General features: G+C 64.0%; 26 protein-coding genes. 16 read left to right on the top strand and 10 right to left on the bottom strand.

Annotated elements, in window-relative coordinates:
- The first annotated feature begins 66 nt into the window (after positions 1-66).
- From OSH05_RS16680 to OSH05_RS16670, 3 genes are read left to right on the top strand one after another with little or no spacing between them, the layout of a single operon-like run.
- Positions 67-2,199 (top strand): OmpA family protein, encoded by a 2,133-nt coding sequence (locus tag OSH05_RS16680; RefSeq protein WP_165801585.1) that lies wholly within the window; start codon positions 67-69, stop codon positions 2,197-2,199.
- Between the two features lie 8 nt (positions 2,200-2,207).
- The gene (locus OSH05_RS16675; protein WP_266352622.1) at positions 2,208-2,336 is read left to right on the top strand and encodes a hypothetical protein; all 129 of its coding nucleotides are present in this window, start codon (positions 2,208-2,210) and stop codon (positions 2,334-2,336) included.
- The gene (locus OSH05_RS16670) at positions 2,333-3,172 is read left to right on the top strand and encodes a hypothetical protein (RefSeq protein ID WP_104219187.1); all 840 of its coding nucleotides are present in this window, start codon (positions 2,333-2,335) and stop codon (positions 3,170-3,172) included. The genes OSH05_RS16675 and OSH05_RS16670 overlap by 4 nt, the downstream gene beginning before the upstream one ends.
- Here OSH05_RS16670 and OSH05_RS16665 read toward each other — a convergent pair.
- Positions 3,125-4,030, bottom strand: coding sequence for an alpha/beta fold hydrolase (locus tag OSH05_RS16665; protein WP_104219186.1), 906 nt, complete (start codon positions 4,028-4,030; stop codon positions 3,125-3,127). The genes OSH05_RS16670 and OSH05_RS16665 overlap by 48 nt on opposite strands.
- Complete coding sequence (locus tag OSH05_RS16660) at positions 4,014-6,152, bottom strand: lytic transglycosylase domain-containing protein (RefSeq protein ID WP_104219185.1); 2,139 nt, start codon at positions 6,150-6,152, stop codon at positions 4,014-4,016. The genes OSH05_RS16665 and OSH05_RS16660 overlap by 17 nt, the downstream gene beginning before the upstream one ends.
- Before the next feature lie 288 nt (positions 6,153-6,440).
- Here OSH05_RS16660 and dapA point away from each other — a divergent pair, with 288 nt between their 5' ends.
- Complete coding sequence (gene dapA, locus OSH05_RS16655) at positions 6,441-7,316, top strand: 4-hydroxy-tetrahydrodipicolinate synthase (RefSeq protein ID WP_104219184.1); 876 nt, start codon at positions 6,441-6,443, stop codon at positions 7,314-7,316.
- A gap of 13 nt (positions 7,317-7,329) precedes the next feature.
- Positions 7,330-7,806, top strand: coding sequence for an SsrA-binding protein SmpB (gene smpB, locus OSH05_RS16650; protein WP_104219183.1), 477 nt, complete (start codon positions 7,330-7,332; stop codon positions 7,804-7,806).
- 229 nt (positions 7,807-8,035) lie between these two features.
- Here the strand turns inward: smpB and OSH05_RS16645 are convergent, their stop codons facing one another.
- The 4 genes from OSH05_RS16645 to OSH05_RS16630 all read right to left on the bottom strand — a co-directional run bounded on the left by OSH05_RS16645 (position 8,036) and on the right by OSH05_RS16630 (position 12,851).
- Entirely contained in the window at positions 8,036-9,343 is a 1,308-nt protein-coding gene (locus OSH05_RS16645; protein WP_104219182.1) for a porin, read from the bottom strand.
- Positions 9,344-9,916: 573 nt separating this feature from the next.
- Positions 9,917-11,227: a porin gene (locus tag OSH05_RS16640; RefSeq protein WP_104219181.1), complete on the bottom strand. Its 1,311-nt coding sequence runs from the start codon at positions 11,225-11,227 to the stop codon at positions 9,917-9,919.
- A 362-nt stretch (positions 11,228-11,589) separates the two neighbouring features.
- Positions 11,590-12,231 (bottom strand): uracil-DNA glycosylase, encoded by a 642-nt coding sequence (locus OSH05_RS16635; protein ID WP_104219180.1) that lies wholly within the window; start codon positions 12,229-12,231, stop codon positions 11,590-11,592.
- A 17-nt stretch (positions 12,232-12,248) separates the two neighbouring features.
- The gene (locus tag OSH05_RS16630) at positions 12,249-12,851 is read right to left on the bottom strand and encodes a LabA-like NYN domain-containing protein (protein WP_104219179.1); all 603 of its coding nucleotides are present in this window, start codon (positions 12,849-12,851) and stop codon (positions 12,249-12,251) included.
- A gap of 258 nt (positions 12,852-13,109) precedes the next feature.
- On the opposite strand from OSH05_RS16630, the gene rpoZ reads away from it, so the two are divergent.
- The 10 genes from rpoZ (at position 13,110) to era (ending at position 21,226) form a co-directional block, all read left to right on the top strand.
- Positions 13,110-13,490 carry a DNA-directed RNA polymerase subunit omega gene (rpoZ, locus tag OSH05_RS16625; RefSeq protein ID WP_104219178.1) on the top strand — a complete coding sequence of 127 codons (381 nt, stop codon included), beginning with the start codon at positions 13,110-13,112 and terminating at the stop codon, positions 13,488-13,490.
- Positions 13,491-13,617: 127 nt separating this feature from the next.
- Positions 13,618-15,819, top strand: coding sequence for a RelA/SpoT family protein (locus OSH05_RS16620; protein ID WP_104219177.1), 2,202 nt, complete (start codon positions 13,618-13,620; stop codon positions 15,817-15,819).
- A gap of 13 nt (positions 15,820-15,832) precedes the next feature.
- The gene (pyrE, locus tag OSH05_RS16615; protein ID WP_104219176.1) at positions 15,833-16,411 is read left to right on the top strand and encodes an orotate phosphoribosyltransferase; all 579 of its coding nucleotides are present in this window, start codon (positions 15,833-15,835) and stop codon (positions 16,409-16,411) included.
- A 23-nt stretch (positions 16,412-16,434) separates the two neighbouring features.
- Positions 16,435-17,007 carry a DUF2062 domain-containing protein gene (locus OSH05_RS16610; protein ID WP_104219175.1) on the top strand — a complete coding sequence of 191 codons (573 nt, stop codon included), beginning with the start codon at positions 16,435-16,437 and terminating at the stop codon, positions 17,005-17,007.
- Positions 16,991-17,788: a pyridoxine 5'-phosphate synthase gene (locus OSH05_RS16605; RefSeq protein WP_104219174.1), complete on the top strand. Its 798-nt coding sequence runs from the start codon at positions 16,991-16,993 to the stop codon at positions 17,786-17,788. Before OSH05_RS16610 ends, OSH05_RS16605 begins: the two co-directional genes overlap by 17 nt.
- On the top strand, positions 17,788-18,153 hold the full coding sequence (locus OSH05_RS16600) for a hypothetical protein (RefSeq protein WP_104219173.1): 366 nt from the start codon (positions 17,788-17,790) through the stop codon (positions 18,151-18,153). Before OSH05_RS16605 ends, OSH05_RS16600 begins: the two co-directional genes overlap by 1 nt.
- 114 nt (positions 18,154-18,267) lie before the next feature.
- Positions 18,268-18,666, top strand: coding sequence for a holo-ACP synthase (gene acpS, locus OSH05_RS16595; protein WP_104219172.1), 399 nt, complete (start codon positions 18,268-18,270; stop codon positions 18,664-18,666).
- A gap of 131 nt (positions 18,667-18,797) precedes the next feature.
- Positions 18,798-19,583 carry a signal peptidase I gene (gene lepB, locus OSH05_RS16590; protein ID WP_104219171.1) on the top strand — a complete coding sequence of 262 codons (786 nt, stop codon included), beginning with the start codon at positions 18,798-18,800 and terminating at the stop codon, positions 19,581-19,583.
- Positions 19,584-19,593: 10 nt separating this feature from the next.
- Positions 19,594-20,304: a ribonuclease III gene (rnc, locus tag OSH05_RS16585; protein WP_104219170.1), complete on the top strand. Its 711-nt coding sequence runs from the start codon at positions 19,594-19,596 to the stop codon at positions 20,302-20,304.
- Positions 20,294-21,226 (top strand): GTPase Era, encoded by a 933-nt coding sequence (era, locus tag OSH05_RS16580; RefSeq protein WP_104219309.1) that lies wholly within the window; start codon positions 20,294-20,296, stop codon positions 21,224-21,226. Before rnc ends, era begins: the two co-directional genes overlap by 11 nt.
- Here era and OSH05_RS16575 read toward each other — a convergent pair.
- The 4 genes from OSH05_RS16575 to xth form a co-directional block, all read right to left on the bottom strand.
- Positions 21,193-22,026, bottom strand: coding sequence for a helix-turn-helix domain-containing protein (locus tag OSH05_RS16575; RefSeq protein ID WP_266352619.1), 834 nt, complete (start codon positions 22,024-22,026; stop codon positions 21,193-21,195). The genes era and OSH05_RS16575 overlap by 34 nt on opposite strands.
- Before the next feature lie 381 nt (positions 22,027-22,407).
- Entirely contained in the window at positions 22,408-22,668 is a 261-nt protein-coding gene (locus OSH05_RS16570) for a TfoX/Sxy family protein (RefSeq protein WP_104219168.1), read from the bottom strand.
- Between the two features lie 3 nt (positions 22,669-22,671).
- Positions 22,672-23,091, bottom strand: a complete 420-nt coding sequence (locus tag OSH05_RS16565; RefSeq protein WP_104219167.1) for a GFA family protein — start codon at positions 23,089-23,091, stop codon at positions 22,672-22,674.
- Positions 23,088-23,870, bottom strand: coding sequence for an exodeoxyribonuclease III (xth, locus tag OSH05_RS16560; RefSeq protein WP_104219166.1), 783 nt, complete (start codon positions 23,868-23,870; stop codon positions 23,088-23,090). Before xth ends, OSH05_RS16565 begins: the two co-directional genes overlap by 4 nt.
- Before the next feature lie 167 nt (positions 23,871-24,037).
- Between xth and OSH05_RS16555 the strand changes: the two genes are divergently transcribed.
- Positions 24,038-25,498 (top strand): MFS transporter, encoded by a 1,461-nt coding sequence (locus OSH05_RS16555; protein ID WP_104219165.1) that lies wholly within the window; start codon positions 24,038-24,040, stop codon positions 25,496-25,498.
- The last annotated feature ends 2 nt before the right edge of the window (positions 25,499-25,500 follow it).

Genomic DNA, 25,500 nt, shown 5'->3' with positions numbered 1-25,500 from the left:
CCAGCCATGGCGACTGGAAAGTTGCCGCCGCCGTCAGGCGAGGGCCTCCGACGCCGTGCCCGTGCCATGAAGAGCTGGCGACTCTATATCATCCCGGGCTTCGTCATCGTCACGATACTGACCGTCGCGGCGCTCTTTCTCAATCTCGGACGTATCGAATCGGACCTCGCGGAGAGGGTGGACGCGGTGCTGGTCGCGGATGGCCAGTCCTGGGCCACCGCCGAGATCAGCGGGCGAACCGCGACGATCATGGGGACCGCGCCGACACGTATCGCGCAGCGCTTCGCGATCGAATCGGCCGACCGGGTCTGGGGTGTGGCGACCGTGGTTGACGGAAGCGGCCTGCTGCCCCTGCAGCCGAATTTCGTCTGGAAGGCGGAGAAGCAGGGCGGAAAGGTCGTCATCACGGGCTTCGTGCCGTCGGAGGATGAGCGCGTTGCGATCCTCGCCACCGCGAAGCGCTTGCTGCCCGAATTTGGCGTCGAGGATCAGATGCAGCTCGCCCGGGGCCAGCCTGTTGACTTCCTCGGCATCGTCCATTTCGCCATCGCCCGCCTCGCCGAGCTTGCGGACGGTTCCGTCAGCCTGAGCGGCCCCCAGCTTACGATCAGCGGCACGGCGCGCGACGAGACGGAGTTCGCCTCGGCTGCCGAGGCGCTCTCGGTGGCCTTGCCGCCAAGTGCCATGCTGCACAACATCCGCATCCTGCCTCCGAGAACGGAGCGCTTCGCCTGGCGGCTCGATTTCGACGGCCGCAAGGCGCAGATGAGCGGGTTCGTTCCCTCCGGCTCGGCGCGGGCCGATGTCCTTGCCGCGCTGCGGGCGACGGTTGCCGACGTAGAGTTCGAGGACAGCACGCAGCTTGCCTCGGGCGCACCGGAGAGCTTCGGCTCGGCCGCGACCTTCGCCGCCTATCAGCTGGCGCATCTGAGCGAAGGCTCGGCTTCGATGGACGGACCTACGTTGAGCCTCTCGGGCAAGGCCAAGACCGTTGCCGACTATGAGCAGGCGCTGGCCGAGATCGATGCTCGGCGCGGGCGCTCCGGCGGCATCACCTTCGGAACGATCGACATCCTGCCCGCCGCGGTGGATCCCTATGTCTGGCGGGCTGAGCGCTCCGGCGATCAGGTGACGCTCGGTGGATATGTACCAACCGAGGCGGCGCGCGCGGCCGTCCTCGCCAAAGCCCGAACTCTATTCGAGGGTCTCAACATCGTCGACAGGCTGAAGGTAGCGGAAGGCGATCCCAAGATGGATTGGATCGGCGCTATCTCGTTCAGCCTGGGCCAGTTGTCCCGCCTCGGTCGCGGCGCCGTCTCGCTGACGGGACACAGCTACGACATTGCCGGCGAGGCACTCTCGACACCGGCCTTTCATGCCCTGCAGGACGAGCTTGGCAAGACGCTACCGGCCAGCATGGAGTTGCGGCACAGCGCCGTCGCGCCGGCTCCCATTTCGCCCTTTCTCTTCGCCGCCGTTCGGGGCAATGGGCGTCTGACCCTTTCCGGCTATGTGCCCACCGACGAGGTGGCAAAGACGATCGTCGGCGCGGCGCAGCCGAAGTTCGGCGACGACGCCATCGACATTCGCCTGGAGCTTGCCGGCGGTGTTCCAGACGGCTTTATCGACGCCGTTGCAGCCGGCCTTCAGGCGATCAGCCGGTTGGAAGGCGGCCGGCTCGATCTCGTCGATGAGCGGCTTTCGGTTTCGGGCGTCGCCGTTTCCGAACCGGCGCGCACTGCCATCGAGGCGGCGCTGCGACGGGATCTGCCGGAAAACTTCGAACTCGCCGCTGCGATGATTGTCGCCGTCGGCGGCGATCCGCTCTCCGGCTCAGATTGCCAGGCGGCGTTGCAGGCGGAGATGGGGCACGGCCAGATCCAGTTCGACGATGCGCGATCGGCGGTGTCGCCCGACAGCTACGGCCTGGTCGATCGTTTGGCGTCGATCGCCCAGCGCTGCCCCGCGGCGACGATCGAGGTTGCGGGGCACACTGAGTCGGGAGGCGGCACCCGCCGAAACCAGGCGCTCAGCGAAGAGCGGGCACAGTCGGTGATCGAGCATCTTGTCGAGGATGGTGTGCGCCGCGAACGGCTGAACGCGGTCGGCTATGGACAAACCCGCCCAATCGCGTCGAACTCCACGACAGCGGGCCGCACGCAGAACCGGCGCATCGAGTTCAGCGTCGTCGGCCAATAGGGTGGAATGTGGCCTATTTGATCGTCCAGTACTGGGAATATCTGGCCGCAGCGGCTGGACTCGGCGTCCTGGTCGGCTGGTGGGCGCAGGGCTCTCGACATGGCGGGCGCGGGGCGGCGCGAGAGGGCGAATCGTGATCCAGCACGCCGCCGAGCTCTGGGCCGCGCTGGCCGTCTGCTTCCTCTCCGGCTGTCTGGCCGGCTCACTGATCCACCGCACGGTCGGCCTTACCGGGGCGGCGCGCCTGCAGGGCAGGCTGGTTCACATGATCGATCGCGGCATCCGCATCGTCGAATGGCGCCTGCTGCCGTGGCGATATGGCGGTCCCGTGCCCCTGCCGACGGTCGTACCGGTGCCACCGCCCGACTATCGCCATGCCGAGCCGGTTGCCCCTGCGGCGCCGATCGAGTGGGGCGAGGGTGAGATCCACTCCGGCACGCCGAGCCTTGAGGGCGGTCTCGGACGGTCGCTTTTCGACGCCGAGGATCTGCGCGAGGCGGTGGACAGGGCCGACCTGGTCGGAACCCGGCCGGCCGTGCTCGGCGGTCCCCGTCTCGGCCGGCCAGACGACCTGACGGCGATCGCCGGGCTCGGCAAGCGGAACGCCAAGAAGCTGGGCCGGATCGGCATCTATCATTTCAGCCAGATCGCCGCCTGGACACCGCAGGAGGCTGCATGGATCGCCGCTTTCCTCGGAGTGGGCGATACGATGCGGCAGCGTGACTGGATCGGGAGAGCCACGCGGGTCGCGGGTTCTGACGATCCCGCGGCGGAGGCCGCCAGCCCACCTCGGAAGCCGCCAAAAGCAAGGGCGAGACGCGGGCGCACGAAGAAGGAGGCGGCGGACGAGGAGGCAGCCCCGGCACCAGCGCCGGCAAGCGTGGAAGGCCGTGCGACGACCTCGCCCGGCGAAGTGCCGGACGCTTCAGTCGCCGATGGGGTCGATGCGGTCGAGAAATCCGACGATCCGTGAGGCGATCTCGCCGCGAAGCTCGGGCGGATGGCCTTGGCCGGGAACCTCGACGGATTCGAGGCCGGGATGCTCCGCCTGCATGGCCGCGACGGTCTTGCGGGCCAGAAGATGCGACGTCTCCCCGCGCAGCACCAGCACCGGCACGGCGGAAAGCGTCGCGAAGGCCGCCGAAAGATCGATGGCCGGTGTTTCGGGCGTCAGCGCGCTGAAGCCCTCGGCAAGCAGTGGATCATAGTCGGAAGCGGGCATGCCGTTCCGATCCGCGAAGGTGAGGCGGGCCTGCCGGACCCAGTCTTCCGGGCCGAAAGCGGGGAATTCGCCGCCCACCGTCGTTTCCAGCAGCCGGGCCGCCTCGTCCCAGCCCATCGCGGGCAGGGGACGTCCGACATAGCCTTTGATCCGCAGCAGCCCCGCCGTCTCGATCCGGCTGCCGATATCATTGAGCACCGCGGCGCCAATCGCGCCGGGGGCTAGCCCGCCGATGATCATCGTGACGATGCCGCCGCGCGACGTGCCGACGAAAGCGGCTTTCGCGATGCCCCGGCTCGCCATGCCATCAAGGACATCCTGCGCCTCGACCGGCGGCAGATAGGTCTTGCCTGTAGGGTCGCGCTGTGAAAGCCCGCGACCGCGGAAATCGAAGGCGAGGACGCGGCGGCCGGCTAGACCGGACAATTGGAGCGCCAATTCGTGAAAGTCGCGGCTGTTGCGCGTCAGGCCCGGCAGGCAGACCACCGGCAGACGGTCCACCGTGCCAGGATAGTCGCGCCCATGGAGCTTGAGACCGTCCCGGCTCGCATAGAAGAACGGTTCGTAGCCGGTCGATGCGCGCGACCCGGCGCTAGCCGGGTCGGCCACGATGCAGATCCTGGTTGATCACGAGGGCCGGCTCGCCGAGGCGGGCGCGATAGACCTGCAAATTCTCGGTGCAGCGCATGACGTAGTTGCGCGTCTCCGTGAAGGGAATGCGCTCGATCCAGTCGATCGCATCGACGTTGGGATCGCGCGGATCGCCATATTGGGCCACCCACTGCATCACGCGGCTCTTGCCGGCATTATAAGCCGCGAAGGACATGATGTAGGAGCCGTTGAAGTCGCCGACGAGATCGGCGAGATGAGCAGCGCCTAGCGTCGCATTATAGCCGGGGTCGGTGGTGAGCCTCTTGGCATTGTACGGAACGCCAGCGGCCTTCGCCACCATCTTGGCTGTGCCGGGCATCAGTTGCAGCAGGCCGAGCGCGCCAGCGCGGCTGATGGCACCGGGGTTGAACGCGCTCTCCTGACGCGCAATGGCATAGACGATCGATTTCTCGATGCTGGTCGTCTTCACCGAGCGGGGGATCGCCGCGATCGGGAAGGCGAGCGTCTCGACCGGCATGCCGCGCGTATAGGCCTTCTTGCCGATCTGCAGCGCGATCTGGTGTTTGCCGCTCTTTTCGGCCATCTGCGCCAGCAGCGCGACTTCGGACGGATTGGTCAGCGTATCGGCCAGTTGCATGTAGAACGCCTGCGTGCGGTCGTCATAGCCGGCGGCGCCGAAGCGCTGGATCGCCTGCACCATTTCACGGCTCGCGAAGCGCTTCTTCGTCGCGCTGTCGGCCTCTGGCGGCTTGGAGAGGGCAAGCTGCTTCATGCCGAGCTTCGCGGCGGCGAGTTGGCCGTAGAAAGTGGTCGGATAGGCGCTCGCCAGCCGGTATTGGGCGATGGCTTCGCTCTTGTCGCCCATCGCCTCGGCGGAACGGCCGAGCCAATATTCGGCGCGCGACTGGCTGAGCGGCATGGTCGACGCGGCCTGGATGGCGGCGAAATGGCGCCGCCCCGAGGCCGGATCGTTCAGGAAGCGCAACGCGTACCAGCCGGCGTGGAACTCCGCATCCGCCTGGTTGCTGCTCGATTCGGCCGAATGCTCGGAGACCAGCTTGTAGGCCGTGCGCGGGTCGCCAAGATCGAGCAGTTCGCGCGACAGCACGCGCCGCTCGACCCACCAGGCGTCGGGATCGACCAACTTGTCGGGATCGCGCGGTGCCTGCATCATGACCTTGGCGGCGTCGACATATTGCTCGTTGCGACGCAGATATTGCGTCTTGGCAAACAGATAGCCGGGGTCCTTCTGCAGCCGGCCCGGCACCTTGGCCAGCATCGCGCCGGCATTCTTGTCCTTGCGCACGACGGCGGCCCGGGCGGCGGCGAGCTGGCGGGTGTCGGCGTCGAGCAGCTTCGCGATGGCGAGGCCCTCGGTAGCGTCATCGTCATAGAAGAACTTGTCCATGCGGGCCTTATGGTCCGCCGGTGTCAGCAGATTGCCGAATTGCTGCAGGATCTGCTGCTCATTGGTGTCCGAGAAGGAATCCTTGCGCCAATGCGGCCGGATGAGGGCTGCGGCGTCTTTCGTCCGCCCCGCTTGCACCAGCGCTCCGGTCAGGAGAATCAGGCCTTCATCCGAGCCCGGTTCGGTGCCGGAGAAGGCGGAGATGATCATCTGCGGATCGGCGTTCATCCGCTTCAGCGCCTGTTCGGCGCGCCGTCGCATCAGCGATTGGCCGGGCCAGTCGGATAGTTCCTGGGCGGTCTGGGTAATCTCGGTGACAGACACATCCGGACTGCCGCTCTGGGCGACCAGCCACTGGATAATGTGACGGTTGGTGGGGTAGGGCATCATGCGGCCGATCGCGGCTGCCTTGCCTACCTGTCCGGTGTCGAGCAGCTTCAGCGCCGCTTCGAGCCCGAGCTGGCTCGGCGAAAGCGAGCCCAGCAGGTCGTTGGCCGGGGAGGCTGCGCTGGCGCGCTGCACCGTCGTCGGCTTGGCGACCGGCGTGATTGCGGCCGTGACGAGGTCGTCGTCGGTCGACTGGCGGCTCGGATTGGGGCGGGGCTTCGGCGCGGCGAAGGCATCGCTGAGCGGCGCCACGGCAATCAGTGTCCCGAGAGCGATCCGGATCATCTGCTCGCCTCGCCCCCTTCTGCCCGAATGCTGCGCCATGTTCCGCTTCCTCTTCGCCTGCGCCGGACCCGATCATGGGCGGCTTGTAGTACCGCCTCGATGAACGACGTCACAGCGTCGCCGGTCGACCATCTTGCGAAGGGTAGGGGGCCATGGTGAACAAAGGCTTGACGCCCTCATCTGATAGCGCCGGTCCTTGCCCTGACTGGAGCCACCTACTATGTTCCCGGCCCAAGGAAGAGCGCAGCAAGCCTGCGATATGCCCGTCCGCTCCTGCTCTATCAGGATCGAATTGGGCCAATTGACGGCAAGGGACGGAAGCGGGTCATGTTCAAGGGTTCCATCACGGCCATGGTCACGCCGATGCGCGAGGGCGGCATCGACGAAGACCGGCTGGAGAGCTTCGTCGACTGGCAGATTACGGAAGGATCGCATGGTCTGGTGCCGGTGGGCACGACCGGCGAGAGCCCGACCCTGTCGCATGCGGAGCACAAGCGTGTCGTCGAGCTTACGATCAAGGTCGCCGCCGGGCGCGTGCCGGTGATCGCGGGCGCTGGCTCCAACAACACGGCCGAGGCGATCGATCTCGCCCGCCACGCCGAGGCCGCGGGCGCCAACGCGGTGCTTGTGGTCACGCCCTACTACAATAAGCCGAATCAGGAAGGTCTCTTCCAGCACTACAAGGCGATCAACGACGCCATCGGCATTCCGATCATCATCTACAACATCCCGCCGCGCTCCGTGATCGACATGAGCGTCGAGACGATGGCCCGGCTGTTCGAGTTGCCGAACATCATCGGCGTCAAGGACGCGACGGCGAAGATCGACCGGGTCAGCCTGCAGCGCCACGCCATGGGTCCGGACTTTCTCCAGCTTTCGGGCGAGGACGGAACCGCGCTCGCTTTCAACGCGCATGGCGGCCATGGCTGCATTTCGGTCACGTCGAATGTTGCGCCGAAGCTCTGTGCCGAATTCCAGGAGGCCTGCCTGTCCGGCGACTACGCCAAGGCGCTGGCCTATCAGGATCGCCTGATGCCGCTGCACAATTCGATCTTCATCGAACCCAACCCGACCGGCATCAAGTATGCCCTGTCGCTGCTCGGCCGCATCGATGAGCGCGTGCGGTTGCCGCTTGTCGGCATTTCCGAGCCGACCCGTGCTACCATCCGCTCGGCGATGGTGCATGCGGGGCTGATCAACTGAGTGGAACGGAACGATGAGCAGCGGCACCGGTAGCGACCGCTACAAGCTCGCGGCGGATAATCGGCGGGCCCGGTACGATTTCGAGATCGGCCAGGTCTTCGAGGCCGGGATCATGCTCACGGGCACCGAGATCAAGTCGCTGCGCGGCGGGCGCAGCACGATCGGCGAGTCCTACGCCGCGGAAAAGGGCGGCGAGGTCTGGCTCTACAACGCCTATATCCCGGAATATCTCCAGGCCAACCAGTTCAACCATGAGACGAAGCGGCCGCGGAAACTCCTTCTGCACAAGAAGGAAATCGGCCGGCTCGCCGTGGCGGTCCAGCGCGAGGGGATGACGATCGTCCCGCTCAAAATCTTCTTCAACGAGAAGGGGCGCGCCAAGGTCGAGATCGCCCTGGCGCGCGGCAAGAAGCTGCACGACAAGCGCGCCACCGAGAAGGAACGCGACTGGAACCGCGAGAAGAGCCGCGTCCTGCGCGACAAGGGCTGATCGGCGGCGGCCTCATGGGCCACAGCGGCATAAGCCGGCGCGGTCCGCCGCTCCCTCGCATCATCGCCTGTTCAATTAGAACCCGAACGATACCAAGCGGCGGCTCATCGTTGCCTTGAACGGCCACGTCAGCACAAAAAAAGGCCCGCCGTGAGGCGAGCCTTTGGAAGTAGACCCGGGGTGGGGGACTTATAAGGTCAGGACTTTTCTTGTTTTTGGGAGGTTTGTCTTACCAGGAACGCTTCAGCCAGAGATTGGCAGCCCAGGCGTTGCCGTCGGCGATCGAGCCCTTGCCGCTGACGTCGGTATAGCCGCCGTCGAGCATGATATCGAAGCCCTTGACCGGCGACCAATCGGTCGAAGCCTGGATGCGCCAAGCGTCAAGGCCGTCATTGCCACGCCAGTTGCCGTCGCCATCATACTCGGCATAGCCGCCCGACAGCGCCGACCAGACGGTCGGGGTCCAGACATGCTTGTACGAAGCACCGGCGCTCCAGCTGGTGCCCGGAGCCACAGCCGCGATCGCCTGCGAGTCGAAGCCGCCGATCCCTGCCACCGAGGTGCCGCCGGCGATGCCGGTGAACGAGTTGGCGTTGTCGCCATAGGCGCCGAAGACGGTGAACTTGTCGCCGGCGGAGAAGCTGTCGAGAGCGAATTCGACGTCGCCGCCAATCGCCCAGCCGGTCTTCGACGTGTAGGTGATCGGATTGGCGAGCGTGCCAGCGCCGCTACGATCGACGGCGATGTCGGTGTAGGCCGCGGCGAGCTTGGTCGAGAAGATGCCCGAAGCGTAGCTGACCGCGCCGATGACGGTCGGGATGTTGTCATCGCCGCCCTGGACGTACTTGGTCGACAGGATCGGGTAGTACTGACCCGTGCTGGAATTGTAGCCGTAGGAGACAGACGTCGACGACGACAGATCGATGTTGCCGACCGAGCCGCGATCGCGCTGGTCTTCAACCGAGAGGGCGAGGCCGAAACCGTTGACCTGGTAGTTCAGCTGGACCTGGTCGGCGGTCGTGTCCGATCCGAACACGCCGGTATCGGTATAGCCGCGGCCGAAGTCGAACAGCGACGTGAAGTAACCAGCCTTCAACGGTCCGAGCTGCAGGTAGGCGCTGTCAACGTAGGCCGACTTGGTCGTGGCGTTCACGGCCTGGGTCAGCGACTGGTTGAAGCCGCCCGTGTTGCCGGTCTGAGCGCGCATGTCGATGAAGCCGGTTAGGTTACCGAATTCGGTGACCGACGAGGCCGTCAGCTGGATCGACACTTCGGTGTAGAAGTTCGACCACTGAGAGTTCGGGTAGGTCGAGTTGTAGTTGCCGAAATCCGTGTCGCCGACCGACGTGCCGACCTTCACATAGCCGCCGACCTTGATGCAGGTGTCGGTGCCGGGCGAATAGTAGAAGCCTGCGCCGAACGCATCGCAGACCTTCACGTAATCGACGGGCTCGGCGACCGTGAGATCCGCCGCATGGGCGCCGCCGACCGCGACGATCGCGGCGGCGGAGCCAAAGAACAAGCTTCTGATATTCATCCTGCTTCTCCGATTCAGATGGGGCGGGTCACCTGTTCCCTCGCCGTCGCGCTTCGAACCGCCGCCGTCCTGGCTTCGGTCGTTGCGAGCCGGCTATGCGCCCCCCGACGCAACAATTGGTACGCGGGGTGAGATTTTGCGCCAACAACAATTGCTTCGAAGGCAGCTGAGCGACATAGCGCGTAACAAAAGAGATACACAATATCCGCATGACGGGCGGTAGATCAGAAAAAACCGTATAATAATCAATACGTTGTGGTTTCGATATCTATCGTTACACTTCGTTGATATGGAAATACGATAGATAAGAGCGGAAACATAACGAAACAATCGAGTACGAAGTATCGATTTATGGGATTTATATTTCTGTTAGCTTCGGATTATTTCTGAGTGTGTCCGAAGCTTCGGAGCGGCTCGCCGAATCTGAACCGGTCTCGAACCACTCTTTCGCGGGCGTTTGGCAGTCGGCCTTGCCGATGAAAAAAGGCCCGCCGTGAGGCGAGCCTTTCGCAGTTTGACCCGGGGTGGGGGACTTATGAGATCAGGACTTTTCTTGTTTTTGAGCGGTCTGTCTTACCAGGAACGCTTCAGCCAGAGCACGCCGGCCCAGGCGTCGCCGTCTGAGATGGTGCCTTCGCCGTCTACCTTGTTGTACGAGCCCTCGAGCAGGACATCGAGACCCTTGACCGGGGTCCAGCCCGTGCCGAGAACCGCGCGCCAAGCCGTCAGGCTATCGGCGCCATGCCAGGTACCGTCGCCTTCATACGAAGCGTAGCCGCCCGAAGCCGCCGTCCAGATCGACGGGGTCCAGACATGCTTGTACGAAGCGCCGACGCTCCAACTGGTGCCTGCCGACAGAGCGGCCACGGACTGGGACGCATAGCCGCTGAGGCCAGCTACCGAGGTGCCGCCGGCAATGCCCGTGAACGTGTTGGCATTGTCGCCATAGGCACCGGCGATGACGAACTTGTCGCCGGCCGAGAAGCTGTCGAGGGCGAACTCGACGTTGCCGCCGACGGCCCAGCCGGTCTGCGAGGTGTAGTCGAAGGGGTTGGCGGCCGTGCCGGTACCCGTGCGATCCAGGGCTATGTCGGTATAGGCAGCCGCAATCTTGGCCGAAATGATTCCCGAGGCGTAGCTGACAGCGCCGACCACGGTCGGGATGTTGTCCGAACCACCATTGGCATAGGTCGTCGACAGAACCGGGTAATACTGACCGGTGCTGCTGTCATAGGCGTAGCTCACGTCGGTGCTCGACGTCAGGCCGCCGAGATTGCCCGAGGCGCCACGATCGCGCTGGTCTTCGACCGAGATGGCAAGACCGAAGCCGTTGACCTGGTAGTTCAGCTGGACCTGGTCGGCGGTCGTATCCGAGCCGAAGAAGCCGGTGTCGTTATAGCCGCGGCCGAAGTCGAACAGCGAGGTGAAGTAACCTGCCTTGATCGGCCCGAGCTGAAGATAAGCGCTGTCGATATAGGCCGACTTGGTCGTCGAGTTCACGGCCTGCGTCAGGGAGGTGTTGAAGCCGCCCGTATTGCCGGTCTGAGCCCGCATGTCGATGAAGCCGGTCAGGTTACCGAATTCGGTGACCGACGAAGCCGTCAGCTGGATCGACACTTCCGTGTAGAAGTTCGACCACTGCGAGTTCGGGTAGGTCGAGTTGTAGTCGCCGAAATCCGTGTCGCCGACCGATGTACCGACCTTTACATAGCCGCCGACCTTGATGCAGGTGTCGGTGCCGGGCGAATAGTAGAAGCCCGCGCCGAACGCGTCGCAGACCTTCACATAGTCGACCGGCTCGGCGACCGTGAGATCCGCTGCCTGAGCTCCGCCAGCCACGATCATCGCAGCGGCGGACCCGAGAAGCATTGTCCTGAAGTTCATATTGGTTCTCCGGTTCAGATGTGGCCGGGCGGTGCAGTCGCTCCTCCGCAGCTTGCGCTCCGGAGCAGCCGTCGTTGTGGCCACCGTCCTCTGCGGGTCGGCATCAAGCCCCCCGGCACATCAATGGATAGCCGTGTTCGCTTATGGGGTGAAGCGGAGATACCCAGCGGTAATCTGTTTATAAGGCAATGTAACTAGTTTGCTACATGACCTGAACTGATGAAGAAATAAACATAGTAATATCAAGTGGATAATGAGGATTTTGTGAAGCGTGGCAATCGAAGCGTGCTACGAAAAAGTCACATATGTCGGTTGAGATCGACGGCATTTCGTGCGCCTGGAAGGCTGTGCGGCGAGGCCCTTCAGCCGTCCAGCCGCTCTCGCACTGCCGCGAACACGTCGCGGAACATCGCCGGCGTCAGAACGCCCGTGTTCGTGTTGTATCGGGAGCAGTGATAGCTGTCGAAAACCGCCAGACCGCCGATCTCGTGCACGGCGCCATGCCCGAAGCGATGCGCCGACATCCGGCGACCGAGCGCGACCACAAGCGAATCGTGCGCGATCTTGCCGAGCGCGACGACGACGCGAAGGCGCGGCATCGCGTCGATCGAAGCGCGGAGGAACGGCCGGCAGGTGCGGATTTCTTCCGTCGTCGGCTTGTTCTCGGGCGGTACGCAGCGAACGGCGTTGGCGATCGCCGCGTCGACGAGCGTCAAGCCGTCATCGGGGCGCGCTTTGAATTCGCCCTGGGCAAAGCCGAATGCGATGAGCGTGCTATAAAGAAGGTCTCCGGCATAGTCGCCCGTGAAGGGGCGGCCGGTGCGATTGGCGCCGCGAAGGCCGGGCGCAAGCCCGACGATCAGAAGCCTCGAATCGGCAGAGCCGAAGGATTGGACTGGAGCATTGTGCCAGCCGGGCTCGCGCGCCCGCCACGTCTCGCGAAAGGCCACAAGACGAGGGCACAGCGGACAGTCCCGGTCCGGACCCACCTCGCAGAGGCTCATGGCGGCACTCAGCCGCGTCAGACTTCTTCGTCGAATTCGTCGTCGAAGCTGGCCGGGACCTGCTGGCGCTCGGCGGCGCGATGCGCCCGTTCGCTCGGATCGCGGCCGATCTTGGACTGCAGGCTGACGATATCGATGAAATGATCTGCCTGGCGGCGCAGTTCGTCGGCGATCATCGGAGGTTGGGTGGCGAGCGTCGATACGACGGAGACCTTACGGCCCTTGCGCTGCACCGCCTCGACGAGGGAGCGAAAATCGCCGTCACCGGAGAACAGCACGACATGGTCGACATGGTCCGAAAGCTCCATCACATCAATGGCAAGCTCGATATCCATGTTGCCCTTGATCTTCCGCCGGCCTGCCGAATCGAAGAATTCCTTGGTCGGCTTCGTCACCACCGAATAGCCATTATAGTCGAGCCAGTCGATCAATGGCCGGATGGACGAGTATTCCTGATCCTCCGACAGGGCGGTGTAATAATAGGCGCGCAAAAGATAGCCGCGCGACTGAAATTCACCGAGAAGTTTCTTGTAGTCGATATCGAAGGCGAGCGACTTGGCGGTCGCGTACAGATTGGCGCCGTCGATGAAAAGGGCAATTTTTTCTCGGGAGTCGAGCATAATTTGAATATCCAATTTAGCTGACGAACCTGCACTTCTCCGGTGCAGAGCGAGATGGGAAGGTGGTTTTGCAACTTTGAATCAATATCGTGTGAAGCGGCGCCTCGCAAACAATTCGGTAAGACTTGTGGCGAAATGGTAAATCGCCGGGAAAACCGGCCTGGAAAACCAGAGGGCGGTGCATCTGCCTTGCATTCGCCCGCTTCGCCGCTTATGTGTCCGCGCTTGAACCCCGTCCGGATCCGTTGAGGAGACCCCATGGCACGCGTGACCGTGGAAGATTGCGTCGACAAGGTCGAGAACCGCTTCGAGCTCGTGCTGCTGGCCGCCCATCGCGCCCGCATGATCGCCAGCGGCTCGTCGCTGACCGTCGCCCGCGACAACGACAAGAACCCCGTTGTCGCCCTGCGAGAGATTGCCGATGAGATGGTCGCGCCCGACGATCTCAAGGAAGATCTGATTCATTCGCTCCAGAAATATGTCGAAGTCGACGAGCCGGAGCAGGATCTCCAGCTTCTGGGCGCCGGCGAGGACGACGTCGCCGAAGACAATGCGATCGCCTTTGATCGCATGTCGGAAGAGGAACTGCTTCGCGGCCTCGAGAACATGGTTCCGCCCGATAAGCAGGACGATTTCTGAGAACGGCATCGTCGCGGCGCAAGGCCCGGCACGGTTCGCATATCGTTTGAGAGCTGCGGTCCGCCTATATAGATGATGGGTAGCCGGGAATGCTTCCCGGCTTCGTCTTTCGGCCGGATGCCGCGCCATGATGCGCCAATATGAACTCCTCGAGCGGGTCCAGCGATATAACCCGCAGGCAGACGAGGGGCTTCTGAACAAGGCTTATGTGTATGCCATGCAGAAGCATGGCACGCAGAAGCGCGCCAATGGCGATCCCTACTTCTCCCATCCGCTCGAAGTTGCAGGCATCCTCACCGATCTGAAGCTCGACGATTCGACCATCGCCGTCGCGCTGCTGCATGACACGATCGAGGACACCGACGCGACGCGCGCCGAGATCGACGGCATGTTCGGCGAGGACATCGGCCGGCTGGTCGAGGGCCTCACCAAAATCAAGCGGTTGGACCTCGTCACCAAGAAGGCGGCGCAGGCCGAGAATTTTCGCAAGCTTCTGCTGGCGATCTCCGAGGACGTGCGCGTCCTCCTGGTCAAGCTCGCCGACCGGCTCCACAACATGCGCACGCTCCATTTCATGCCAGTGGAGAAGCGCGGCCGCATCGCCGAGGAAACGCTGGAAATCTATGCGCCGCTGGCCGGTCGCATGGGCATGCATGACATGCGCGAGGAGCTTGAAGAACTCGCCTTCGCCGTCGTCAATCCGGAAGCGCACCGAGCCGTATCAGACCGACTCGCCGAGATCCGCATCCGCAACCACGCTTTGATCGAGGAGATCGAGAAGGACCTGCGCGACAAGCTGGAAAAGAACGGCATCAAGGCCAAAGTCTATGGCCGCGAGAAGCGCCCCTATTCGATCTTCCGCAAGATGGAGCGGAAGGCGATCTCGTTTGAGCAGCTTTCCGATATCATCGGCTTTCGCGTCCTCGTCGAGAAGCAGGCCGACTGCTACGCTGCCCTTGGGATCGTCCACATGACCTGGCCGACCGTTCCGGGCCGCTTCAAGGATTATATCTCGACGCCGAAGCAGAACGACTATCGATCGATTCACACGACGGTCGTGGGGCCGGGGCGCCAGCGCGTCGAATTGCAGATCCGCACCCGCGAGATGCATGACGTCGCCGAATACGGCATCGCCGCCCATGCGCTGTACAAGGATAAGGTTGGCGGCCGGATCTCGGACGAGAGCCGCGCCTATACCTGGCTGCGCCGCACCGTGGAAATGCTGGCAGAGGGCGATACGCCGGAAGAGTTTCTGGAAAACACCAAGCTTGAACTCTTCCACGATCAGGTTTTCTGCTTCACTCCGAAAGGGCGGCTCATCGCGCTGCCGCGCGGCGCGACGCCGATCGATTTCGCCTATGCCGTCCACACCGATGTTGGCGATACTTGCGTCGGCTGCAAGCTGAACGGCCGGATGACGCCGCTCAATACGGAACTCAAGAACGGCGACGAGGTCGAGATCATCACCGCGAAGGGGCAGGTGCCGCCGCCGGCCTGGGAATCGATCGCCGTCACTGGCAAGGCGCGCGCCTCGATCCGCCGCGCCGCCCGCACCGCGATCCGCAAGCAATATGCCGGCCTTGGCCGCAAGATCGTCGAGCGCGCCTTTGAGCGGGCCGGGCGCGAATTCTCCGAGGAGAAGCTGAAGGCAGCGCTCTCGCGCCTCGCCCAGCAGAATGTCGAGGACATGTTGGCCTCTGTCGGCCGCGGCGAGATTCCGTCGGCCAATGTGCTGAAGGCCGTCTATCCAGACCACAAGGAAGAGCGCGCCGCCATGCCGAAGGGCGGCAACGGCGCCGGCGAGACGGGCTGGTTCGGGCTGAAGAAGGGCAGCGGCATGATCTTCCGCGTGCCGAATGGCGATCCGGCCGACGCCCATGCGATCCCGATTCGCGGCCTTGCCGGCGACATGCCCGTCCGCTTCGCGCCGGAGGGCGGCGCGGTGCCGGGCGACCGGATCGTCGGTATCCTTTCGCCGGGCGAGGGGATCACGATCTATCCGATCCAGTCGCCGGGTCTGAAGGAGTTCGACGATGAGCCGGAGCGCTGGCTGGATGTGCGCTGGGACATTGACGCGGCCAATCGCGAGCGCTTTCCCGCACAGATCGAAGTCATCGCCATCAACGAACCGGGAACGCTGGCGCAGATCGCCCAGATCATTGCCGACAATGATGGCAACATCTCGAATTTGAAGATCGTGAAGAGCGCGCCCGACTTTTCGGAGTTGTCGATCGACCTCGAAGTGTGGGACCTGAAGCATCTGAACCGCCTTTTGAGCGACCTGCGCGAGCGTCACGTCGTGAGTTCCGCAAGCCGCGTCAACGCCTGATCTGGAAGGAACCATGAACCAGTCCGAAGTTCTCGACGTCTTCCGCCAGTCCGGCGCCCTGCTGGAGGGCCATTTCATCCTGTCCTCCGGGCTGCGCAGCCCGGTCTTTCTGCAGAAGGCTCGTGTCTTCATGCATCCCGACCGGACGGAAAAGCTCTGCAAGGCTCTCGCGGCTAAGATCCGCGAAACGGGCATCGAATTCGACATCGTCGTGTCGCCGGCGCTGGGTGGGCTGATACCGGGCTATGAGACGGCGCGCCATCTCGGCGTCCCGGCGCTCTGGGTTGAGCGAGAGGGCGGTGCCTTTCGCCTGCGTCGCTTCGATCTCGAGCCGGGAACACGCGTTCTCGTCGTCGAGGACATCGTGTCGACCGGGCTTTCGAGCCGCGAAACGATCGAGACGCTGAGGGCGCTGGGTGCGGAGGTTGTGGCCGTTGCCTGCTTGATCGACCGCTCCGCGGGCGAGGCCGATTGCGGCGCGCCGCTGATCGCGCTGGCCGACTACAAGGTTCCTGCCTACCCGGACGACCAGCTTCCGCCGGAATTAGCCGCCATACCCCCCGTCAAGCCGGGCAGCCGCAACCTCGCCTGAGCCGCCCCGTCACCACGGATCCGATGCTTTTTCGCCGCCGCAAGCCACTCCGCTTCCACCAGAAGCTGCATCACTTCATGTGGCCCCGGCGCGGCTGGCGGCGGGCGGTGAGCTATCACGGCAAGCGCTTGATGCGTCTCTCCGGCAGTCCGCATTCGATCGCGGCCGGCTTCGCCGTGGGCGTGGCGCTCGCTATGACGCCGTTTGTCGGCTTCCACTACCTGCTCTGCTTTGCTGCCGCCTTCCTGGTTCGCGGCAACGTGCTGGCTGCAGTCCTGGGCACCACGATCGGCAATCCCCTGACCTTCCCGGTGATCTGGATCGCGACCTATGAAACGGGGAGCCTCATTCTCGGCTGGTTCGGGCGTGAGCATACGGCGATGAGCTTCAAGGAGATCTCGCACGGGCTGCTGAACGATTCGCTGCACAATATCTGGCCTATCTTCGAGCCGATGTTGATCGGGTCGATTCCAGTTGCCATGATCGCCGCGGCGATTTCCTATGGCGCCGTCTACTATGCCGCGGCGGCATTTCAGTCCGCCCGGCGGCACCGCGTAGCGGTTCGCCGCCACGAACTTCATGGCAGCCGTTCCTGAGGAGACCCCGATCGTGAGCCCCCATCGTCCTCTTCGCCTCGGCGTCAACATCGACCACGTCGCCACCATCCGAAACGCGCGTGGCGGCGGCCATCCCGATCCGCTCCGCGCCGCCCGCCTCGCCGCTGCTGCCGGTGCCGACGGAATCACGGCGCACCTCCGCGAGGATCGCCGCCATATCGGTGACGCCGACATAGCGCGGTTGCGCGAGCACATTTCGCTGCCGCTCAATTTCGAGATGGCGGCGACGCGCGAGATGCTGTCGATCGCGCTCCGCCATCGCCCGCACGCCGTCTGCGTCGTGCCGGAGCGGCGCGAGGAGCGGACGACGGAAGGCGGTCTCGATGCCGCCAGCCAGTTCGACCAGATCGCCCCGATCGTGCGGGAACTCGGCGATGCAGGAATCCGCGTGTCGCTGTTCATTGGTGCTGACAAGGAGCAGTTCGACGCGGCCAAGGCCCTCGGCGCGCCTGTCGTCGAGATCCATACCGGTACCTATTGCGAGGCATTCGATTCAGGGCCGGGCGCCTTCGAATTCGAGCGCATGCGCATCGCCGAAGCGGCTGCCTACGGCGCCTCACTCGGCCTCGAAATCCATGCCGGCCACGGCCTTACCTACGACACGGTCAAGCCGATCGCCATGATCCCGGAGATCGTCGAGCTCAATATCGGCCATTTTCTGATCGGCGAAGCCATCTTCGTCGGGCTGGAGACCTCGATCCGCCAGATACGGCAACTCATGGACGAGGCCCGCGCTCCGGTGTCCGTGCAGCCGGAGTGATGCCGCGGCTCGTATCGTGGCGCATTCCCCGCGGGGCATTGGCGGCCGCCGCTGCGACGGTCGTGCTTTCGGCCGGCCTCATCTGGCGTTCGGTCGGCTTGGAGCCCGGCTGCCGCTCGCGCCTTGGCGAGGTTCAGGCTGCGCTCGCCGCCTCGAACGGAGAGCTTTCGCGCGCGTCCGGCGCGTCCGTGCCCGAGCAATGTGCGATCTACAGCCGCCGGGCCGACCTGCTCGGGCACGCCGCGTCGCTCGATCGACTTTGCGGGAGCGGGCTTTTGGCCAAGGCTGAACTCTGGCGCAGCGTCGATGCCGAACAGCGCGCCTACGAGCATCTCGTCGCGCAGACCTGCCCGGCGGCGGGGTAGTTCATTGCGCATTGCCGGATGCGGGAAGGCACTCCATTTTTCTGTTCTCCACCCGGATCGATCCGGAAGTCGATTTCATGCTTCCGGTCGATGTGCCAGCCAAGGAAACCCTTCATGATCATCGGCTTTGGCAGTGACCTCATCGATATACGCCGCATCGCGGACGTGCTGGAGCGGCATGGCACCCGCTTCACCGAGCGCATCTTCACCGATATCGAGCGGGCGAAATCGGAGCGGCGCCAGCAGCGTGCCGCGTCCTACGCCAAGCGTTTCGCGGCCAAGGAGGCCTGCGCCAAGGCGCTCGGGACGGGGCTTTACAACGGCGTGTTCTGGCGCGACATGGGCGTGGTCAACCTGCCAAGCGGCCAGCCGACGATGATGCTGACGGGCGGGGCCGCGGAGCGCCTCGAGAAGATCCTGCCGGCCGGCCACCGCGCCATGATCCATTTGACGATCACCGACGACTTCCCGCTCGCCCAGGCCTTCGTGATCATCGAGGCGCTGCCGCAGTAACCTCCGCTTCGCCTGCTGGTGCGACCGCCGTCACAATCGCGATCCCGCCGCGTTGCACCATCGCCAGCGACCCGGTATGAACCAATCCTCCGCAGTCTGGCCGGGTTTGGCCGTATTCATCGGAAGGACCCATGAGCGTGGCGGGCGAGAAATACAAGGCGGAGCGCGGCGGCCTCGGCGAAACCGTCAAGATCGTCATCCAGGCGCTGCTTATCGCTGTCGTGGTGCGGACCTTTCTGTTCCAGCCGTTCAACATTCCATCAGGTTCGATGAAGGCGACGCTGCTCGTCGGCGACTATCTGTTCGTCTCCAAATACGCCTATGGCTTCAGCAAATATTCGTTGCCATTCTCGCCGGATCTTTTCACGGGTCGGATCTGGGCCAGCCCGCCGAAGCGCGGCGATGTCGCGGTGTTCCGCCTGCCGCGCGATCCATCGGTCGACTATATCAAGCGCGTGATCGGCTTGCCTGGCGACAAGATCCAGATGATCGACGGCGTGCTGCAGATCAACGGCCAGGCGGTGAAGAAGGAGAAGGTCGACGACTATACGACGACCGACGAGTTCGGCACCGAGGTGCGCGTCCCGCGTTTCCGGGAGACGCTTCCCGACGACAAGCTGCCGAACGGATCGATCCACAAGGGCATCAGCTACGAAGTCCTGGATCTTGATCCGCACAGCATGTGGGACGACACGCCTATATACGAAGTGCCGCCGGATCATTACTTTATGATGGGCGACAATCGCGACAATTCTACCGATAGCCGCGTTCTCGCCGCGGTCGGCTATGTGCCCTTCGAGAACTTCGTCGGCCGCGCTGAACTGGTCTTCTTCTCGGTCAAGGAGGGGGACCCCGCATGGCAATTCTGGCGTTGGCCTTGGACGGTCCGCTTCGACCGTATTTTCAAGACGATATGAACTGAACGGCATGACTGAAACGCTACGGCCCCTCGAAGATCGCCTCGGACATCGCTTTGCCGATCCGACGCATCTCGTGCGGGCGCTGACTCATGCGAGCGCCGTGGCCGAAGATCGTTTGGCGCCCGGCGAGAGCTACCAGCGCCTGGAATTCCTCGGCGACCGGGTGCTGGCGCTCGTCATAGCCGATATGCTGCTCGACGCGTTTCCCGAAGCCGACGAGGGTGAGATGGCCCGCCGGCTCAACGGCCTCGTACGCAATGAGAGCTGCGCCGAGGTCGCGCTGGCGATCGGCCTCGGGGAATGGATCCGCCTCGGTGGCGGTGAGAATCAATCCGGCGGTCGCCGGAAGGCGGCCATTCTGGGTGATGTCTGCGAGGCCGTGATCGGCGCGCTGTTTCTGGATGGTGGCTTGCCGGCTGCCCGCGCCTTCATCGAAGGCAATTGGCGCGCCCTGATGGTCAACTGGTCGACGCCCTTGCGCGACGCCAAGACGACCTTGCAGGAATGGGCGCAGGGCAGGGGCCTGCCGACGCCGAAATATGCGATTGTCGATCGCAGCGGTCCTGATCACGAGCCGAAGTTCGTGGTCGAGGTCGCCATCGAAGGAATGAGCCCCTTGCTCGGCAAGGGCCGCTCGCGCCGCGAGGCGGAGCAGAAGGCAGCGACCGCCATGTTGATGGCCGCCGGTGTCTGGAAAGCAGGATATGATGTCGCCTGAAATGGAATCCGTCGATGGCCCGGAGGCTGTCGCGACGCGCTGCGGCTTCGTGGCTTTGATCGGCGCGCCGAACGCCGGCAAGTCGACGCTATTGAACCGCCTCGTCGGCACCAAGATCTCAATCGTCACTCATAAGGTGCAAACGACGCGCGCGATCATGCGCGGCATTGCGCTGGAAGGCGCCTCGCAGATCATCTTCGTCGACACGCCCGGCATCTTCCGGCCGAAGCGCCGGCTTGACCGCGCCATGGTCGATACGGCCTGGGGCGGCGCCAAGGATGCCGACATGGTCGCGCTGCTGGTCGACGCCGAAAGGGGCCTCGGCGACGACGTCAATGGCATTCTCGGCAAGCTCGCGGATGTGCGCCAGCCGAAGATCCTGATCCTGAACAAGATCGATCAGGTTCGGCGCGAAGCGCTGCTTGAGATGGCGATGAAGGCGAATGATCGCGTTCGCTTTGAACAGACCTTCATGATCTCGGCCCTCTCCGGCGATGGCTGCGGTGATTTCCTCAGCTATCTTGCCGGCGCCGTCCCGGCGGGGCCTTGGCTTTATCCGGACGACCAGGTCTCGGACCTGCCGCTGCGGGCGCTGGCCGCCGAGATCACCCGCGAAAAGCTCTTTCTGCGCCTCCATGACGAACTGCCCTATGCCTCGACCGTCGAGACCGAGCAGTGGAAGGACCAGCCCGATGGCTCGGCTCGCATCGAGCAGACGATCTATGTCGAGCGCGAGAGCCAGAAGCGGATCGTGATTGGCCACAAGGGCGAGACCATCAAGGCGATCTCGATGGCCGCGCGCGCCGACATCCAGCAGATGGCTGAAAAGCCGGTGCACCTCTTCCTGTTCGTCAAGGTCCGCGAAAACTGGGGTGACGATCCCGAGCGTTACCGCGAGATGGGCATCGAGTTTCCGCGCTGAGGCGGATCGACGACCCCAGGCCCTGCGACGCCCGCCGTCAAGCTGATTGCTATGTCTGCGAACGTCAGCATCGAAGCACTGAAAAAGGCGGCCATGCTGTCGTGGAGGGCAGGCGTGGTGGTCAACGCGCCTTTGGCTTCGTCCTGGAAGATGAGCCCCGCGGCCTCGGCGGCGCGAAACGTGCTGCGCACATGGGCCCGTGAGACTGAGAACTGGCGCGCCAGTCCCGCGATGGACGGTATGGCCGCGGTGGCGCGATAGGTGAGATAGCATTCGGTCAGTATCTGGAAGGCGGCATTGCTCTCCCCGAAGGGGATGAGCGTGGGTGCGTGATTCAGCACCCGGAAGCCGAGACGCAGCCGTTCGTAAAAGGCCCGCGCGCATAGGAAGGCGAAGTCCGGATCGGCGTCGAGTGCCGTCGCCGCGGCATGAGCCTCCGGCCTCAGCCGCGATACGGTAGCGATCTGCATGCGCCAGCGCCGCCGAAGCATCGCGACGAGTTCCTCGGACGGGACCAGCGGACGGGCCCTGCCGTCGCCGACCAGCGGCCCCGGCTGGATGTAGCCAGCCCAGCGGAGTGCCGCCAGCATGGCCTTAGCGCGGCCTGCGCTGCAGATCTGCCGCTCCTTACAGAAAGCCAGGAGCCGGCTCGGCAGGAGGCGGTTGCCGTTCGAATCCGGGTCGGTGTGTAACGCAAGCACAGCCATGAGGAAAAGAAAGCGGGCGCGATCGTTCATCACGAGGTTGAGCAGCGGCTGCGCCTGGAAATTATCGATGACGCCGCGGGCGCTGATCAGCATGGCTGCATCGAAATCCGGATGTTGCCGGATCGCCAATGCCGCGGCATCGACCGATTCAAAGCTCGACCAATCCGGCGCAGCCCATTCCCTCACCGACGCCCCCGCATCGGTCGGTTCGTGTATCAAATACGCCACCCTGTTGAAACAATGACCCTTCCGCGCCGTCTGGTCCGATAGGGCCAGAATTCACCACTTCTTGCCCTCCCGCCGCGCCGCTACACCTCTCACTCAGGGGGGCAGGGGCAGAGCTGATGAATCGGTGGAAGCCGCTGGATACATAGAATAAAACGGCCGCGCAATCATCCAGCCTCGGCATTTTCCGTACGCTCGATGCGCCGCGCGACCTGGGGTTGCGCGACTTCGCTTCACTGTGTGGATCGATCACCCACCGGCGGCGAGCGTTGCCAGCAAGCGCTGCTTGGTCTCCCGGTCGACCGCCGTCCAGGGAATGCCCTCAAGTGCCGCGTGGAGGCCCCAGAGCGCGTTCAGGCTGACACGCTTGGGGCCACTGTGCTTCAGCCGGCGGTAGGCCGCTATGGCGCCCATTCGGCGAAGATCGTCCTCTGTCTCGACACCCACGTCCTTCAGCCACGTCGCCGTCCTTGGTCCGATGCCGCGCATCGACGAGATCGGCGTGTCCATGCGCTAAGTCAGCTCGGGTTCGTCGACATGGGATGGCAGGGCCGGATCGAAGCCCTTCGACGCCTCGCGCCGGCTGCCGACCCAAATGTTCTGATCGACCTTGAACCCGTCAGGCTCGTCCAGTGAGGCGAGCGTCACGTCGATGAAGCGATCGTCATTGGCCATCGTCATCATCAGCGGCGTGCCGCAATCGGCGCAAAAATGGCGGCGGCCGGTCGTCGAAGATTCGTGGATCGCCGGCTCACCCGCCGTGAGTTCGAATGCGCTCGCGTTGAAGGTCGCCCATGTCAGGAACAGGCTGCCGGCGGCGAGCTGGCACATGCGGCAATGGCAATGGCTGACGACGCGCGGTGCACGGTCAATCCGGTAGTGGATGCGGCCGCAGAGGCAGCCGCCCGTCAGGATCGCCGTCGCGTTGCTCACAGATCGAGTTCCACATGAATGGGAACATGGTCGGAAGGCTTCTCCCAGCCACGCACATATTTGTCGATGCCGACGCCCTTGAGCCGGTCTGCCGCTTGCGGCGACAGCAGAAGATGGTCGATGCGGATGCCGTTGTTCTTCTGGAACGCGCCGGCCTGATAGTCCCAGAAGGTGTAGAGGTCACCAGCGTCGGTCGTGGCGCGGAGCGCGTCGGTGAGGCCGAGCGTCTCGATGGCGCGGAAAGCGGCGCGGCTTTCTGGCTGGTACAGCGCATCGTCAAGCCAGAGCGAAGGATCCTTCGCGTCGCGCGGCTCGGGAATGACGTTGTAGTCACCGGCCAGCACCATCGGCTCTTCGAGCAGGAGGCGCTGCGCCGCCCAATTCCGGAAGCGTTCCATCCAGGCGAGCTTGTAGGTGAACTTCTCCGTGCCGATCGGATTGCCGTTCGGCAGATAGAGCGAGACGACGCGCAGCGCTCCGCTCGGGACGGAGAACACGCCCTCGATAAAGCGCGACTGCTCGTCGGTGGGATCGCCGGGCAGCCCGCGATTCACTTCGTCGAATGGCAATTTCGATAGCAGCGCGACGCCGTTGAAGCCCTTCTGGCCATGCACCGCGACATTGTAGCCAAGATCCTCGAAGGCCGACGTCGGGAAGCCCTCGTCGACCGTCTTGATCTCCTGCAGGCCGACAATGTCGGGCGAGGCCTCGCGCAGCCAGGCAAGTGCCGTCTCGATGCGCGCCTTCACGCCATTGATGTTCCAGGTAGCGATCTTCATGGCCGGGAGACTAGTGTCTGTCCGCGAGGATGGATAGGGCCTTCGGGGGAGCGCTGACAGAGTTGGAAGGATGGCGCGGCGGATTGGCTGTTGAGAGAAAGGCCTGCGTCGAATAGAGCATCGGCGCGACGGCCAAAAATCTTCGGACGACCGAATGGGGTTCCAGCATGGATGCACAGCAGGGCGGCGCGACGGGCAGGGGCCTCCTCAAAGGCAGGTCGCGGCGCCTTGCCGTCTTCGTCGTCCTCATCGCCTTCTTCATGGATATCCTCGACGGCACGATCGTCAATGTCGCGATTCCCTCGATCCAGGGCTCGATCGGCGCCGATTTCGCTTCGATCCAGTGGATCGTCGCCGGCTACGCGCTGACCTTCGCCCTGTTCCTGATCCCCGGTGGTCGGCTCGGCGACATCTATGGCTACAAGACCATGTTCCTGATCGGCATGGCTGGTTTCACGATCGCCTCGGCGATCTGCGGCTTTTCGACGACCGCCTCCGGCCTGGTCGTGGCCCGGCTGCTGCAGGGCGCGGCAGCAGCGATTATGGTTCCGCAGATCATGTCGACCATCCAGATCCTCTATGTCGACCCGAAGGAACGGCAGCACATTTCAGCCTTCTACGGCGGCATCGCCGGCCTTGCTTCCGTACTCGGACCCATTCTCGGCGCCCTGCTGGTGGCGGGCAGTCTCTTCGGCCTGGGCTGGCGCATGATCTTCCTGGTCAACGTGCCAGTCGGTATCTTCGCGATCATCGCGGCATGGTACGCGCTTCCATCGGCGAAATCCCCGCATCCGCTGAAGCTCGATCTCCTCGGCACCGGCCTCGCGCTTCTCGCTATGACGATGCTGATCTTCCCGCTCATCCAAGGCCGCGAGCTTGAGTGGCCGCACTGGACCTTTGCGATGATCGCGGCTGCGCTGCCCGTCTTCGGCTTGTTCGCCTGGAGTCAGAAGCGCCGCGACCGCATCGACGGTTCGCCGCTCGTCGTGCCAAGTCTATTCGAATATCGATCCTTCGTTGTCGGCATTCTGATCTGTGGCTCGTTCTTCGGCGTCGTCGGCGGCTTCTTCCTGACCCAATCGCTCTACATGCAGCTCGGCATGGGCTTCAGCGTGATGGAGGCGGGCCTCACCGGCATCCCGTTCTCGCTCGGCGTCTCCGTGGCGGCGGCTCTGTCCGGGCCGATCCTGGTGCCGCGCTTCGGCCGCGCCGTGCTGACGACGGGCGCCTTCACGCTGGCAGCTGCCATGGCGGCTCTCGCCTGGACGGCCGGACATTTCGGTAAGGACATCACGCCGTGGGAGATGATCCCGTCCCTCATCGTCGGCGGCATCGGCATGGGCCTCATCGTCGCGCCGGTGTTCAATTTCGTGCTGGTCGACGTGCCGGTTCGCCACGCGGGTTCGGCATCCGGCATCGTCAGCGCGATGGGGCAGGTCGGGACGGCGATGGGCATCGCGCTTACCGGTGTGGTCTTCTTCGGCCGGCTCGCCATCACCGGCGAGGACTACATCAGCGCCTTCCAGTGGGCGATCGGGTTCGAAGTCGCCGCGCTGATCGGCATCGGCGTCCTGACGCTGTTCCTGCCGCGTTACGCCAAGCCCCAGGAAGGCGGAGCGATCCACTGAGA

The organism is Kaistia algarum, assembly GCF_026343945.1.
Classification (GTDB): domain Bacteria; phylum Pseudomonadota; class Alphaproteobacteria; order Rhizobiales; family Kaistiaceae; genus Kaistia; species Kaistia algarum.
The sequence above is the reverse complement of the archived record's forward strand: the minus strand, read 5'-3'. Positions and strand labels throughout refer to the sequence as shown.